The sequence below is a fragment of the Kribbella sp. NPDC055110 genome, from assembly GCF_053607525.1.
In genome coordinates, this window is sequence record NZ_JBSGTS010000001.1 from 517,339 (window position 1) to 532,081 (window position 14,743).

General features: G+C 69.3%; 14 protein-coding genes. 9 read left to right on the forward strand and 5 right to left on the reverse strand.

Annotated elements, in window-relative coordinates; all coding sequences use genetic code 11:
- Positions 1-26: 26 nt before the first annotated feature.
- The gene (locus ACWF0M_RS02235) at positions 27-878 is read right to left on the reverse strand and encodes a helix-turn-helix transcriptional regulator (RefSeq protein WP_452233759.1); all 852 of its coding nucleotides are present in this window, start codon (positions 876-878) and stop codon (positions 27-29) included.
- A 179-nt stretch (positions 879-1,057) separates the two neighbouring features.
- Between ACWF0M_RS02235 and ACWF0M_RS02240 the strand changes: the two genes are divergently transcribed.
- The gene (locus ACWF0M_RS02240) at positions 1,058-1,834 is read left to right on the forward strand and encodes an SDR family oxidoreductase (protein WP_452233760.1); all 777 of its coding nucleotides are present in this window, start codon (positions 1,058-1,060) and stop codon (positions 1,832-1,834) included.
- Here the strand turns inward: ACWF0M_RS02240 and ACWF0M_RS02245 are convergent.
- Complete coding sequence (locus ACWF0M_RS02245) at positions 1,809-2,603, reverse strand: alpha/beta fold hydrolase (RefSeq protein ID WP_452233761.1); 795 nt, start codon at positions 2,601-2,603, stop codon at positions 1,809-1,811. The genes ACWF0M_RS02240 and ACWF0M_RS02245 overlap by 26 nt on opposite strands.
- 43 nt (positions 2,604-2,646) lie before the next feature.
- On the opposite strand from ACWF0M_RS02245, the gene ACWF0M_RS02250 reads away from it, so the two are divergent.
- Positions 2,647-3,771, forward strand: a complete 1,125-nt coding sequence (locus tag ACWF0M_RS02250; protein WP_452233762.1) for a M24 family metallopeptidase — start codon at positions 2,647-2,649, stop codon at positions 3,769-3,771.
- On the opposite strand, the gene ACWF0M_RS02255 is transcribed toward ACWF0M_RS02250, so the two are convergent.
- A complete protein-coding gene (locus ACWF0M_RS02255) occupies positions 3,768-4,748 on the reverse strand; it encodes a GlxA family transcriptional regulator (RefSeq protein ID WP_452233763.1) in 981 nt (326 codons plus the stop codon). The genes ACWF0M_RS02250 and ACWF0M_RS02255 overlap by 4 nt on opposite strands.
- Positions 4,749-4,819: 71 nt before the next feature.
- On the opposite strand from ACWF0M_RS02255, the gene ACWF0M_RS02260 reads away from it, so the two are divergent.
- From ACWF0M_RS02260 to ACWF0M_RS02275, 4 genes are all read left to right on the forward strand, one after another.
- Complete coding sequence (locus ACWF0M_RS02260) at positions 4,820-6,097, forward strand: MFS transporter (RefSeq protein WP_452233764.1); 1,278 nt, start codon at positions 4,820-4,822, stop codon at positions 6,095-6,097.
- Positions 6,098-6,143: 46 nt separating this feature from the next.
- Complete coding sequence (gene soxR, locus ACWF0M_RS02265; RefSeq protein ID WP_452233765.1) at positions 6,144-6,623, forward strand: redox-sensitive transcriptional activator SoxR; 480 nt, start codon at positions 6,144-6,146, stop codon at positions 6,621-6,623.
- A 61-nt stretch (positions 6,624-6,684) separates the two neighbouring features.
- Complete coding sequence (locus ACWF0M_RS02270) at positions 6,685-7,689, forward strand: hypothetical protein (protein WP_452233766.1); 1,005 nt, start codon at positions 6,685-6,687, stop codon at positions 7,687-7,689.
- A gap of 63 nt (positions 7,690-7,752) precedes the next feature.
- On the forward strand, positions 7,753-9,879 hold the full coding sequence (locus ACWF0M_RS02275; RefSeq protein ID WP_452233767.1) for a RecQ family ATP-dependent DNA helicase: 2,127 nt from the start codon (positions 7,753-7,755) through the stop codon (positions 9,877-9,879).
- Here the strand turns inward: ACWF0M_RS02275 and ACWF0M_RS02280 are convergent.
- Positions 9,860-10,648, reverse strand: a complete 789-nt coding sequence (locus tag ACWF0M_RS02280) for an ArsR/SmtB family transcription factor (protein WP_452233768.1) — start codon at positions 10,646-10,648, stop codon at positions 9,860-9,862. The two genes, ACWF0M_RS02275 and ACWF0M_RS02280, sit on opposite strands and share 20 nt — an antisense overlap.
- Positions 10,649-10,747: 99 nt before the next feature.
- On the opposite strand from ACWF0M_RS02280, the gene ACWF0M_RS02285 reads away from it, so the two are divergent.
- The 3 genes from ACWF0M_RS02285 (at position 10,748) to ACWF0M_RS02295 (ending at position 13,104) form a co-directional block, all read left to right on the forward strand.
- On the forward strand, positions 10,748-11,539 hold the full coding sequence (locus ACWF0M_RS02285) for a GNAT family N-acetyltransferase (RefSeq protein WP_452233769.1): 792 nt from the start codon (positions 10,748-10,750) through the stop codon (positions 11,537-11,539).
- 39 nt (positions 11,540-11,578) lie between these two features.
- Positions 11,579-12,322, forward strand: coding sequence for an SDR family oxidoreductase (locus tag ACWF0M_RS02290; protein ID WP_452233770.1), 744 nt, complete (start codon positions 11,579-11,581; stop codon positions 12,320-12,322).
- A gap of 83 nt (positions 12,323-12,405) precedes the next feature.
- Positions 12,406-13,104, forward strand: coding sequence for a MerR family transcriptional regulator (locus ACWF0M_RS02295; RefSeq protein ID WP_452233771.1), 699 nt, complete (start codon positions 12,406-12,408; stop codon positions 13,102-13,104).
- Positions 13,105-13,149: 45 nt separating this feature from the next.
- Here the strand turns inward: ACWF0M_RS02295 and ACWF0M_RS02300 are convergent, their stop codons facing one another.
- Positions 13,150-14,712 carry an adenylate/guanylate cyclase domain-containing protein gene (locus tag ACWF0M_RS02300; RefSeq protein ID WP_452233772.1) on the reverse strand — a complete coding sequence of 521 codons (1,563 nt, stop codon included), beginning with the start codon at positions 14,710-14,712 and terminating at the stop codon, positions 13,150-13,152.
- Positions 14,713-14,743: the final 31 nt, after the last annotated feature.

The window sequence follows — 14,743 nt, forward strand, 5'->3', positions numbered from 1 at the left end:
GGTAGCCGTCTGCGGCAGGGGGTGATTCAGTCGGCTGCCGGTTGCGGAGCGCTCCAGCTCGCCAACAGCCGGAGACGATCGGCAGTGGGCGACCCGGGCTCGACCTGGTAGACGCAGAGTGTCTGCTCGGCGTCACCGGGCACCTGGAACGACTCGTACGCGAACTCCAGGTCGCCGGCCACCGGGTGGTGATAGGCCTTCGCGCCGTGCGTCCGGCGCAGGACCCGATGATCGTTCCACCAGCCCGTGAACTCGGGGCACTGCAGCGTGAGCTCGCCGACGAGCTCGGCGAGTTGGCGGTCGTTCGGGTAGCGGCCGGCTTCGAGACGCAGGATCGCGACGGTCTCGGCCGCGATCCGCTCCCAGTTACCGACCTGCTCGCGGGCCGCAGGGTCGAGCAGGTAGTAGCGGGCGAGGTTCCGGCGCGTCGCGGGCATCGCCTCGAAGTCCGTCAGCACCGCCCGGGCGAGCTCGTTGGTAGCCAGTACGTCGGTGCGTCGGCCGAGGATGAACGCCGGAATGTGGTCGAGCGTCTGCAGCATCAAGTACAGACCCGGTCGGACCCGCTGAGGGCTCGCGGGTGTCCGGCGGACCGGCGCCCGCCGCGTCAGGAGGTCACTGAGGTGTTCGCGCTCGACCGCGTCGAGCTGGAGCGCACGCGCGAGAGCGTCAAGCACCTCGGTCGACGGATTGCCCGCCCGACCCTGCTCGAGCCGGGTGTAGTACTCCGTACTCACGCCGGCCAACCGCGCGACCTCGTCACGACGCAGACCGGGGACTCGCCGCTTGCGCCCGTCCGCGGGCAGGCCGACCTGGTCGGGTGCGATCGCGGCCCGCCGTGAGCGGAGGAAGTCGGCGATCTCGGTACTGCGCTCCATGGCTCCAGTGTGTCGAACGCCGCGGCCGATCCGTGCTCGCAAGGTGGCCCTGCGGGTACCAGTCTCGCCGGTGCCTGCCCGGACAGGGGCTGCTCAGGCACTCAAAACGCGTTCTGCGACTGGTGTTCTGGAGCCACGGCCGGGAATCGCCGACCGATCACACTGGAAGGCAGTCACAAATGTCTGTGCACGATGAAGTCAAGCCGCTCGCAGGTCGGGTCGCGGTGATCACCGGCGCATCGAGCGGCATCGGCGAGTCCGCGGCCGAGCATCTCGCCGGACTGGGCGCGACCGTCGTGGTGCTCGCCCGGCGAGCGGTTCGCCTGGACGAGCTCGTCGCCCGGATCGAGAAGGACGGCGAGAGCGCCCTGGCGGTGGCCGTCGACGTCACGGACGCCGCGGCGGTGCAGGCCGTGGCCGATCGGGTCGAGGCCGAGCTGGGCGGCGCCGACCTGCTCTTCAACAACGCGGGCGTCATGCTCCCCGCGCCCGTCGAGGAGCGGGCGACCGAGCAGTGGCAGCATCAGATCGACCTGAACATCACCGGTCTGATGAACGCCATCGGCGCCTTCACGCCGCAGTTGGTCGCGGCCGGGGCCGCACGCGGTGTCGCGGACCTGATCAACACGTCGTCGATCGCGGCGCAGAACATCTTCCCGAACTTCGCCGTCTACTCCGGCACCAAGGCGTACGTCAGCCATCTGTCCCGGCATCTGCGCGCCGAACTCGGCCCGAAGAACGTCCGGGTCTCGGCGATCGAACCGGGCATCGTAGGCACGGAGCTGCAGAGCCACGTCACCGACGCGGGCGCGCTGCAGTGGCTGGCCGGGTCCAAGCAGACGATGGAGTGGCTGACCCCGAACGACGTCGCGCAGGCGGTCGGCTTCATCGCGATGCAGCCACCCCGGGTCAACTTTCAGCAGGTCACGATCATGCCCACCGCTCAGACCAGCTGAGGCGTTGCAGCCATTCGCGGATCAGGGCGCTGAAGAGGGCGGGTTGTTCGATCTGGAGATTGTGGCCGGCGACGTCGAGTACGGCGTACGTTGCGCGCGGGTAGTGGGGGAGCAGACCGAACAGATCCTCGTACCCGGTCACGGCGTCCTGCCGGCCGCAGACGATGAGGGACGGTCCGTCGTATGGCGGACCGCTCTCCGGTGCCGTCGACAACGCCCAGTTCTTCTGGATGCGGTCCATCGCCGCCGTATCGGCGATCGCGAGACCCGGCGCCACATCCGAGCGGTACGCCGCCAGCGCCGCCGCGGTCTGCACTACCGCCAGGTCGGTGAAGTCCTCGCCCTCTTCGAGCGATTCGAGCACGCCCGGCTCGGTCCGCAGTACTGCATGCTCGGGCAGCTTGCGGTCCTTGTGCCACAGCTCGCCGGTCGGGCAGATCATCGCTAGACCGCGAATCTGCGCCGGTCGCTCCGCCACCAGTCCGCGCGCCAGATATCCGCCGTACGACTCGCCGATCAGCAGGAACGGTTCGTCGCCGATGTGCTCGGCGATGAATTCGCGCAGCGCCGCCATAATGCCGTCGGAGCTGTCGATGTCGCCGGCTGGGCTCTGACCCATCCCGGGCAGGTCGGGGTAGAGGCGGCGGTAGCCGGGCAGCTCGGTGAAGATCGGCTCCAGGCAGCCGGTCATCAGCCGGTGGTCCGGCGTCCAGCCGTGCAACGCGAGAACCGGTACGCCGTCGCCGTACGACACATGGTGCAGGGTCATGGGCAAGTTGTAGCAACCCGTCCCGACAGTTTTAGATTCAGGCATGGCCCGTCGCTCAGCACTCCCTCCCGTTCTTGATCCCGCAGTCCTTCGCGCCCGCCTGGATCGCGCCCGCGAGGCCGCGGCCGGCACCGGTCTGGTGATCGCGCCAGGCTCGGACCTGCGCTACCTGCTCGGTCAGCCCGGCGGCTCGTTCGAGCGACTCACGGCGCTGCTGATCCCGGCTGACGGCGCCCCGGCTCTCGTCGTACCGAAGCTCGAAGCACCTGGGTTCAACGGGTTGGAGGAGCTCGGCGTCGACGTCGTGACCTGGGTGGATGGTGTCGATCCGTACAACCTGGCGGCTGAGCGGCTGCGTGGTGCCGAGCGGGTCGCGGTCAGCGACTTCACGCCCGCGCTGCATGTATTGGGTATCCGGGACGCGTTGCCGAAGGCCGAGCAGGTGCTGGCCGGGCCGATCGTCCGCGAGCTGCGGATGCGGAAGGACGCGGCGGAGATCGACGCGCTGCGGAAGGCGGGCGCGGCGATCGACCGTGTCCACGCCCGCGTCGGCGAATGGCTGCGTCCCGGCCGGACCGAGGCCGAGGTCGGTGCCGACATCGCGGCCGCGATCGTCGAGGAGGGCCACACGGAAGCGGACTTCGTGATCGTCGGCAGCGGCCCGAACGGCGCGAGCCCGCACCACGCCCTGTCCGACCGGGTGATCGAGGTTGGCGACGTGGTGGTCGTCGACATCGGCGGCCCGGTTGCCGAGGGCTACAACTCCGACTCGACGCGGACGTACGCCGTGGGTACGCCGCGGGACGCCGATGTCTCCGCGACGTACGCCGTACTGCAGGAGGCTCAGCAGGCCGCCGTGGATGCCGTTCGGCCCGGTGCGACGGCCGAGTCGATCGACGCTGCCGCTCGGGATGTCATCGCGGCGGCGGGCTTCGGTGACTACTTCATCCACCGGACCGGGCACGGGATCGGGCTGGACGTCCATGAGGAGCCGTACATCGTCGCGGGCAACGCCCTGCCGCTGGCAGAAGGTATGGCGTTCAGCGTCGAGCCGGGCATCTACCAGGCGGGTCGCTGGGGTGCGCGGATCGAGGACATCGTCGTGGTGACGGCGGACGGCGTCGAGTCGATGAACAACCAGCCGCATGACCTGGTCGTGCTGACCTAACCAGCCCGGAACGTCTTGCGGTAGGCGAGTGGGGACACGCCCAGCTCGGACCGCAGGTGGTGTCGCAGGGAAGCCGCCGTACCCAGGCCGGCCTCCTCGGCGACGCGGTCGACGGACAGGTCAGTCGTCTCCAGCAGCTGGCACGCGTGCCGTACGCGCTGCTGCAGCAGCCAGGTGCCGGGCGACTGTCCAGTCTCAGCCTTGAAGCGTCGGCTGAACGTACGCACGCTCATCCGCGCATGCTCCGCCATCGCCGCGAGACTGACCTCCTTACCGAGCCGTTCGAGCGCCCAGGCCCGCGTCGGCGACGTACCCTCACTGCCTTCCTCAGGTACGACGCGTTCGATGTACTGCGACTGTCCGCCGTCACGCCACGGCGGTACGACGCAGTGCCGGGCGGCCCGGTTGGCGACCTCGCTGCCGAAGTCGCGGCGGATCAGGTGCAGGCAGAGGTCGACGCCCGCGGCGAGGCCGGCCGAGGTGAGTACGTCGCCGTCGTCGATGAACAGCTTGTCCTCGTCGAGCTTCACCTGCGGGTACACGCTGCGGAACAGCTCCGCCCGCTCCCAGTGCGTCGTTGCGGGCCGCCCGTCGAGATAGCCGGCCGCGCCGAGGACGAACGCACCCGTGCAGATCGAGGCGATGCGTGTGCCCGGGCGGATGGTGGCGAGCGCGGCGGCGAGGTCGTCGGGCAGCGTGCCGTCGTACCGCGGCTGGGGGATGTAGGTGCCTGGGACGATCACCGTGTCCGCTTCGGCGAGTGCCTCGGGGCCGTAGTCCGGGACGAGATTGAACCCGGCGCCGGCCCGTACCGGTCCGCCGAGTCCGCAGATGCGGATGTCGTACAACTTGGTTCCGTCGGCCTTGGTCGCGGCGCCCAGGACGGTCGGCGGGATGGTGAGGTCGAACCCGACGACCGGCTCGAGGGCGAGGACGGCGACGACATGCGGACCGACGGCGGCCAGATGACGACTCATGGCCATATCTTGACACATGTTGGCTATCTGGCCACTAGTTCGATGACGATCGAACCCTCATCCTTGATCGGGTGACACAGATTCTGGAGACGAAGAGGACCCCGAGGGTGCACCTGGCCTGGGCGGTCGCTGTGGTCGGGTTCGTGACGCTGATCGGCGCGGCCGGGTTCCGGTCGGTGCCGAGTGTGCTGCTCGATCCGCTGCACGAGGAGTTCGGCTGGTCGCACGCCACGATCTCGGCGGCGGTGTCGATCAACCTGCTGCTGTTCGGCGGGATCTCGCCGTTCGCCGCCGCGCTGATGGACCGGCTCGGGCTGCGGAAGGTCGTCAGCGGCGCACTGGTCCTGATCGCGCTGGGCAGCGGCCTGACCGTCTTCATGACCGCGTCCTGGCAGCTGCTGTTCTGCTGGGGGCTTCTGGTCGGCGTCGGCACCGGGTCGATGTCGATGACGTTCGTGGCGACGATCACCGGGCGCTGGTTCGTACGCCGTCGCGGTCTGGTGACCGGGATCCTCACAGCGGCCGGTGCGACCGGTCAGCTGATCTTCCTGCCGCTGATCGCGTCTCTCGCGTCGCGCTACGGCTGGCGGGTGCCCGCACTGGTAGCAGCCGGCGCAGCGCTGGCCGTCGTACCGCTGGTGCTGTTCTTCCTGCGGGACTACCCGAGTGACGTCGGGCTGCGTGCGTACGGCGCTCCAGAGGGAAGTACTGCGGGGCAGCGGGTGGAAACGACCGGGAGTAGTGCCATGCGGGCGCTCAACGCCCTGCGGATGGCGGCGCGGCGGCCCGCGTTCTGGATGCTGGCGGGCGGGTTCGCGATCTGTGGCGCGTCCACGAACGGTCTGGTCGGGACGCACTTCGTGACGGCGGCACACGACCACGGCATGCCGGCTACGACCGCTGCGTCGCTGCTGGCGCTAGTAGGTGTGTTCGACGTGGGCGGGACGATCTTCTCCGGGTACCTGACCGACCGGTGGGACCCGCGGTACCTGCTGATCGCTTACTACTCGCTACGCGGCCTGTCGCTGCTGGTGCTGCCGTCACTGCTCGGACCGAGCGCCGCACCGAGCACCTGGGTGTTCATCATCTTCTACGGGCTGGACTGGGTGGCGACCGTGCCGCCGACCGTGGCGCTGTGCCGCGAGTGGTTCGGCGAGGACGCGCCGATCGTGTTCGGCTGGGTGTTCGCGTCGCACCAGGTCGGTGCCGCGCTGGCCGCGACCGGCGCCGGAGCGATCCGGGACGTGCAGGGCAGCTACAACCTCGCGTGGTACCTGGCCGGCGGGCTCTGTGCGGCGGCCGCATTGATGTCCGCAAGCATCGGACGACGCCGCCTCGTCACTGCCTGACCCTTTCCGCTAGCCTCGATATAGGTTGAGGTTGGAGGGACGAGGAATGGACATCGAGCCGAGTGAGCTGACGGTCGGGCAGCTGTCGCAACGCAGCGGCGTCGCGATCTCGGCCCTGCACTTCTACGAGCGGCAGGGGCTGATTCTCAGTCGGCGTACGTCGGGGAACCAGCGGCGCTACAAGCGGGACACGTTGCGACGGGTGGCGTTGGTGAGGATCGCCCAGCGGGTCGGCGTACCGCTCGCGGAGGTCGCCGCGATCCTCAAGCTGCTGCCGGAGAACCGGACGCCGACGCGGGCCGACTGGGAGCGCATCTCCGAGTGCTGGCAGGCGGAGCTCGACCGCCGCATCGTGCACCTCGAACAACTCCGCGACGACTTCAAGGACTGCGTCGGCTGCGGCTGCCTCTCCATCGACCGCTGCGCCCTCGCCAACCCGTACGACACCCTCGCCGCCAAGGGTCCCGGACCGCGCCGGCTGGTCGACTCGACGGACCAGCCCTGCCACCCCGGAAAGTGCGCGTGACCAGGCAATTCGAGTAGCTCGCCGCACGCCTCCTTGCTACCGTTGAAAGGGGGGTGGGGCGATGGAAACAGGTGCGTCGGCCGGGCCGATGAAGACCCAGATTCGCGACACCCACGCCTTCGACGGGCTGTCGGTAGGGGTCGCCGTTCTGACCTCGGTGATCGGGGTCGCGCTGACCGGGTTCTTCGGTGCCGGGCGGCTCGGGGCGTACGCCGGCGCGATCGTCCCGCCGCTGGTCAGCGCCATGGCCACCACCCGCGGGCGCGGTGCCGCGCGACTCCTCGGCATCGGCGGGCTGACCGTCGGCGCCTTGGTGCTCGCCTTCTCCGGCTACACCATCACCGACATGCTGAACGGCGGCGTGTCGCCGGTCGCGGACCGGGACGGCACCTTCATCAAGCCACCGGGGTCCACGGACAACTCTGGCGGCTCCGGCACTTCGAACAACCAGTCGAACCCGTCCGGTGAGTCGAGCGGTGACACCAGCGCGGTCTCAGTGCCGGACGAGTTGCGCTGCCCCGACACCGCGGTGAAGGACACGTCGACCTGCCGGTTCGCGGTGCAGCCGGCCGGCTCGGCCACGATCAAGGTGACAGGCGCGGAGCTGGGCGGCCGCGATCAGGGCGACTTCGAGATCACGAAAAAGTGCATGGGGACCATCAAGAAGGGGCAGGCCTGCTCGATCCGGTTCCGGTTCACGCCGTCCGCGGAGGGCGACCGGGAGGCCGATGTCGCGGTCCAGTTCCCCGGCGGGACGCGGGTCGTCAAGCTCCTCGGCAGGGGTCTGGGCGGCGACGGCGGTGGGGGCAACGGATGCGTGGACGGCTTCGTCCCGCGTCGGGCGGTCACCGGCGACGCGGTGTGCGTGACTCCGGAGCAGCAGGCGCAGGCCGCTGCACAGAACAGGGCCAGCGCGGACGAGAACCGGGTTCAGGCCGACGGGTTCTGTGTGCCGGGTTTCGTGTGGCGGGAAGCGACTTCGGATGACCACGTTTGCGTGACTGTGGACGATCGCTCGGAAGCCGCGGCGGAGAACGCCGCAGGCGCCGAGCATGCTGCGAAGTGACTTATCCACAGGCCAGGGGCCGCGGCCAGCGAACTGGGGGTGCGGGCGTCTAAGGTCGTCGGCATGGGCGAGACCGAGGCTGTGCTGACTCTGACCGACGACCGGGCCAAGGTTGCGGGTGACCTGATCCGGGCGATCGCGGGAGACGAGGCGCGCCTGCGGACGGATCAGGAGACCGCGGTTGCTGCGTTGTGCGAGGCGGCGGCGCGGGTGCTCGTGGTCCAGGCGACCGGCTGGGGGAAATCCGCGGTCTACTGGGCCGCGACGGCGATCCGTCGGGCCGAGGGGTTCGGCCCGACGCTCGTGGTCTCGCCGCTGCTGTCGCTGATGCGTGACCAGGTCGCCGCGGCGAGCCGTGCCGGGCTCCGCGCCGCGACGCTGAACTCGAACAACATCGACGAATGGTCGAACATCGAGCACGACTTGCGCTCTGGCGCTGTCGACGTCCTGTTGGTGTCCCCGGAGCGCCTGGCGAACCCGGGCTTCGGGCGGCGCGTGCTGGATGGTCTGGCCGGGCAGATCGGCCTCTTGGTGATCGACGAAGCACATGCGGTGTCGGATTGGGGTCATGACTTCCGGCCGGATTATCGCCGCGTGTCCGAGGTGCTGCAGCGGTTGAACCCGAAGACGCCGGTTCTCGCGACGACAGCGACCGCCAACTCGCGCGTGACGGAGGACGTCGCGAAGCAGCTCGGTGAGTCGACGTTGGTGCTGCGTGGTCCGCTGGCGCGATCGAGTCTGCAGCTCGCTGTTGTGGATGCGCTGTCGCCGTTGGATCGGTTCGCGTGGGTTGTCGACGCACTGCCGACGCTGCCTGGGTCAGGGATCGTGTATGCGTTGACGGTGGCCGACGCGCAGCGGCTGGCGACGGTGATCCAGGAGGTTCACGGGCCAGATGTGCCCGTCGCGGCGTACACGGGTCAGCTGGAGGCGGGGGAGCGGGAGCGTCTCGAGGATGCGCTGCGTGCCAATCAGCTGAAGGCGTTGATCGCGACGTCGGCGCTGGGGATGGGGTACGACAAGCCGGACCTCGGGTTCGTGGTGCATGTCGGGTCGCCGCCCTCACCGGTCTCCTACTACCAGCAGGTCGGCCGTGCCGGTCGCGGCATCGATCACGCGGTGGTGGCGTTACTGCCGTCCGATGCGGACGCGGGTGTCTGGGACTACTTCGCGACCGCGACGATCCCGGTGCCGGAGAACGTGCAGCGCTTGCTCCGGGCACTGGAGGGCTACGGGCCGGATCAGCCCGCGACCGTGCCTGCGTTGGAGGCCGAGACCGGACTGCGCCGGACCCGGGTCGAGCTGATGCTGAAGCAACTCGCCGTGGACGGAGCCGTCGACCGGGTCGAGCGCGGCTGGGTCCGCACCGGCGCCGAGTGGACGTTCGACGCGGCGCACTACGACGGCATCGTGTCGGTACGTCGGCGCGAGGCCGACATCATGCGCGCGTACACCCGCGGCGATCGTTGTCTGATGCAACTTCTCCAGGAATCGCTGGACGACCCGTCGGCGGAACCCTGCGGCCGGTGCTCGGTGTGCCTCGGGGCGCTGCCCGAGCCGTTGGTGGAGCGACCCGATCCGGAGACCGTCGCGACCATCACGCGGTCGTTGCGCGGCGAGGTCCACGTCCTGGAGACGCGGAAGATGTGGCCGGGCGGCGCGTTCGGCGCCCGCGGGAAGATCCCGCCGGCCCTGTCCGCCGAGCCGGGCCGCATCATCGTGTACGCCGACGCGCCCGAGTGGCGCGAGGTGTTGCAAGGTGCGTTCAACGGCTCGCCCGCGCCGGACGCTGTCGAGGCGTTACAGGCCGGTGCCGTCGCGGCACTGTCCCGATGGCGCGGTTCGTGGTCGGCCCGGCCCGATGTCGTCGTACCGCTTGCTGCAGGCGGTTACCGGGAGCTCACGTCGGCGGTTGCCGATCACGTTGCCGGGGTCGGACGGTTGGAGTGCGCGGAGCTGACTATCGACCGCACCGGCTACACCGACGACCTGTCGTCGGCCGAGGAGGCGAGGGTCTGGCGGGACGGCCTTCAGGTGGACGGGACGACGGCGCAGGCCGTCACCGCGCGCACGGTGCTGCTGCTCGTCGACTCCACCTCATCGCAGTGGCCGGTCACCGTCGCCGCAGCCAAGCTCCGCGAAGCAGGCGCCGCCGCGGTTCTCCCGTTGGTCATCCATAAACGCCCGTAAGCGAGGTCTCCACACAGGTCTTCAGGTCCGCCAGCAGTCGTGGCCAGCCGTCCTGGATCATGGTCCGGATCGTGCTGCCCGGCTCGAAGCCGCTGTGGATCACGGTGAGCTTGACCTGGTCGTCGACCGGCTCGAGCTCGAACGTTGCCGTCGACAACGGCTCGCGGCTGATCCGCTCGTACGTCGCCTCGTCGATCGCGTACTTCTTCGCGAACTCGGGGGTGATGTGGTGCCAGGTGTAGGACAGCCGCGTGTACGGCGTGTGCTCGACCACGACCTGCCCCGGTCCGGAGATCACGACGTCGCCCTGGTGCCACACCATGGGGGAGCCGGGCTTCCAGTCGGTCTCGTGGTGGAGCTGCCAGTACTGCTCGGTGAACGCCGGGTCGGTCAGCGCCTGCCACAACCGTTCAGGCGTGGTCCGGATGTAGGTGGTGTAGACGAAATCGTTGCCTGTCACTTCAGCCTCCAAGGCCGTCTTGAGGTCGGCGAACAGCTGAACCCGCCGACGGTCGTACTGATGGATCCAGCGATCGGCGATCGCGTTGATCGGCTCCGCGTTCAGGTGGTGCAGCTTCTCCCGGCCGCGCCATACCGTCGTGACGAGGTTCGCGCCTTCCAGTACGGCGAGATGCTTGCTGACGGACTGCCGCGCCATGTCGAGCTCGGCGCACAGCTCGCGCAGGGTCTGCCCGTTGCGCACGTTCAGCAGGTCGAGCAGCCGTCGCCGGCTGGGATCCGCGAGCGCCCGGAACACCTCGTCGTCCATCGCACTCCGATCGCATCATGCAGCCATCTGGCTGCCTTTCGACAATAGGCAGCCAGTTAGCTGCATGTCAACCCGGGCCGTCCGGGAGAGGATGTCGGCGTGGAGATCACGAGCCTGGGTTATCGCACCGACCTGTTGCTGCTGGAGGTGAGTGGGAGCACCTTCCACGACACCGGCGAGTACGCCGTGATCCGGACTCCGGCCAACCCCGGCTTCTGGTGGGGCAACTTCCTGCTGTACCGGACGCCGTTCGCGCCGGGCGACACCAAGCTCCGGGTCGACGACTTCCGGCGCGAGTTCCCGGATGCGGAGCACGTTGCCATCGGCATCGATACTGTGGACGGCGAGATCGGGGCCGGGGACGAGCTGATCGCGGGCGGGTTCACGGCCGACAAGAGCGTCGTGATGACGGCCGATCGGGTCCTGCCACCACAGCGGCCGAACGTGGACTCGACGTACCGCTTCCTGGACAGTGACGACGACTGGGAGCAGCTGTACCACCAGAGCCTCGCCACCGCGTCAATGACGGTCGACGCCGCGTACGAGGACTTCACCCGGCGTCGGCTGGCGGCCAAACGCGAGCTGGTCGATGCCGGTCACGGGAAGTGGTTCGGCGCGTTCGACGGAGATCGGCTGCAGAGTGCCCTCGGGTTGATGTTCGACGGCAAGGGGCTGGCCCGGTTCCAGGATGTGCAGACGTCTCCCGAGGATCGCGGTCGCGGCCTGGCCACCACGCTCGTCCACCACGCGTCGACGTACGGGCTGACCGAACGCGGTGCGCGGACGCTGGTGATGGTCGCGGATCCGGAGTACCTCGCGATCCGGATCTATCGGTCGCTCGGATTCACCGACTCGGAGACCCAGCTCGGGTTCGCGAAGCCGCCTGCTTGACCCCAACATGAAGTGACCCTCACATGAAACAGTAGGCCCATGACTGAGGGACGTGGGGTTGTGCTGGTCACCGGTGGGAGTCGCGGGATCGGCGCGGCCGCGTCGCTCGCGCTCGCGGCGGACGGTTGGGACGTCGGGGTCAACTACCGGACGCAGGCCGACGAAGCCGCGCAGGTCGTGAAGGCGTGCGAGGAACGCGGCGGACGCGCGATCGCCGTACAGGCCGACGTTACCGAGGCCGATCAGCTCGAGCGCCTCTTCGACACCGTGACCGCCGAGCTCGGCCCGATCGGTGCCGTGATCAACAACGCCGGCGTCGTGTCGCCGGCCGGCCGGGTCGCGGAGTACGACGCCGACCGGCTCGAGCGGGTGTTCCGGATCAACGCGATCAGCGCGTTCCTCGTCGCCGGCGCCGCGGTCCGCCGGATGTCGACGGCGTACGGCGGGAAGGGCGGCGTGATCGTCAACATCTCCTCGCGCGCCGCGGTGCTCGGATCGGCAGGCGAGTACGTCGACTACGCAGCCAGCAAAGCCGCCGTCGACGCGCTCACGACCGGACTGGCCAACGAGGTTGCGAAGGAGGGCGTCCGCGTCCTCGGAGTCCGCCCCGGCCTGATCCAGACCGACATCCACGAGCCAGGCCGCCTGGATCGCCTAGGCGCGACCCCGCCCCTGGCGCGACCGGGCAAGCCGGAGGAGGTAGCCGAGGTCATCGCGTTCCTGGCCTCGAACCGCTCCTCGTACATGACCGGCACCACCGTCGACGTCTCCGGCGGCCGCTAGCACCACTTTGTGCACCGGATCCGCGTTGTCGAGCGTCCGCCGTACGGATCTGGTGCACAAAGTCGAGAGGTAGGAGGTTGGGCGTGGGACTGCGGCCGGTGGATCTGGCGCGGCGGGCGGGTGTGTCGACGCAGTTGGTGCGGAACTACGAGGCGGCCGGGATTCTGCCGCCTGCGCCGCGGTCGGACACCGGGTACCGGCAGTACGGGCCGGAGCATCTCCAGGCGTTGCTGACGTACCGCGCCCTCTACCCCGGCTTCGGCGCGGAGACTGCCACCGAGATCATGCGTGCTGTCCACAACGGCGATGCGGCGCTCGCGTACAGGCTCGTGGACGCGGCCCACGCAGCCCTGCACGAGCAGCGACTCGCCACCGACGCCGCCAGTGACGCGCTCGGCGCGCTGGCCGCGGAGTACGTCGACGAGCAGCCGGTCAACGGCCCGTCCCTGCTCGTCGGCGAACTCGCACACCGCTTGGGCGTCCGTACGTCGGCCCTCCGCGTCTGGGAGGCCGCGGGCCTGCTCGCGCCGACGCGGGAACCGGGCACGAAGTACCGGCGCTACGGCCCCGAGGAGGTGCGGGACGCGCGGATCATCCACGTGCTCCGCCAGGGCCGGTACTACTTCGAGCAGATCAAGCCCGTCCTCGACGGATTGCGCCGTACCGGCAGCACCGACGCCCTCCGCACCGCGATCGCCGAACGCCGAGCCGCCCACGACCACCAAACCAAGGCCATGCTCCACGGCGCCTCCCTCCTCTACCAGCTCATAGAGCCTCTTTGAGCCCCCACCAACCATTTGACCGGCGCCGAAACGGTTGGTGGGGGCTCAAAGTCGGTGGGGAACGGCGAGGCGGGTCGGGACCGATCGGCCTCGGACTGTGATCAGGTCGCTTTGGCGCCACTGATCGGACTCGGCCGGTGTCGCCTTCTCGACGGCGGTCATCGAGGCGATGAGGCGCCCGGGGGCCGTTTTGGCGAGCTCGCTCAGCCGAGCCGCCTCGTTCACCGGGTCGCCGATCACGGTGTATTCGTGCCGCCGTACGTCGCCTACCGTGCCGGCCACCACGATCCCCGCCGTGACGCCGATCCCGGCGGTTGCCTCGGGCAACTCGTCGGCGAGCCGCCGGGACAGCTCCCGTCCCGCGGCCAGGGCGCTGCCCGCCGGATCCGCCAGCTCGGCCGGCGCCCCGAACACCGCCAGCACCGCGTCACCGGCGAACTTGTTCACAAACCCGCCCTGCCGGTCCACCTCCGCGACCACGATCGCGAAGAACCGGTTGAGCAACTGCACCACCTCGGCCGGCGGCCGCTGCGCCGCGAGCTCGGTCGATCCGACGAGGTCGACGTACAGCACCGCGACGTACCGATCCTCGCCGCCGAGGCTGTCACTCGTCAGCGCCTCCTGGACGACGCCCGGCCCGACGTACCGCCCGAACACGTCCCGGATCCGCTCCCGCTCGCGCAGCCCGTCCGCCATCCGGTTGAACCCGGCCTGCAGCGACCCGAGCTCGGTGCCGTCGAAGACCGGGATGCTCACGTCGAGCTGCCCCTCACCGATCAGGCTCAACGCGTCCCGCACCGACCGCACGGGCGCGACCACGGACTTCGCCGACAGCCAGGTGAGCAGGTAACCGTTGCCGAGCGCCACGATGCCCAGGGCAAGAATCACGACCGAGAGCCGGGTCGAGGTGACGTCGCCCTCGATCAGCGCGAGTACGGCGGCCAGCATCAGGCCCGCTACGGGTACGCCGGAGCCGACCGCCCAGAAGAACAGTGTGCGGGCTTTCAACCCGGCCGCGAGCAGCCGCCGCGGCGGAGGTGAGTCGACCAGCGCCCGCGCCGCGATGGGCCTGAGGGTGAACTCGGTCAGCAGGTACGAGACCGAGCAGGTGATGATCGCGCCGTCGATCACAGTGAGCGCGACCCGGAGTGCGTTCTCCGGCTGCATGTACAGCGTCATCGCCGTGAACACCACGGCGGCGCCGAGCCAGAGCAGTACCTCGATGAGCGTGAGCCATAGCGGCAGTCGCAGCGTGGCGATCTGCTCCCGCCGGCTGGCCGGCCGCTCAAGGTCGACCCAGCGGGTGACCCGCTTCGTCAGGCGGTTGCTCCAGACGTAGCAAACTCCCATCGCGAAGAGAAAATAGGCCGGTATGACGATCCCGTCGAGCAGCTTGAGCTCGTCGACCAGCGATGGGCCCGGAAGCACGAAGACGGCGAGGACGAAGGTGACGAAGGCGCCGATCAGGTTGGTGCCCACCGAGAAGGCGGTGAGCAGCAGGTGGAGGCGGATCCGCAGCCGTCGCGGGTTCTGGTCGGCCGGTCCGAGCAGCCAGGATCCGAACGGTCGTCGTTTGAGCACCAGCTCGGGGCTCCGCTGGGACATCATGGGTCTTAGTCTGCCGTGTCAGGACCGAACC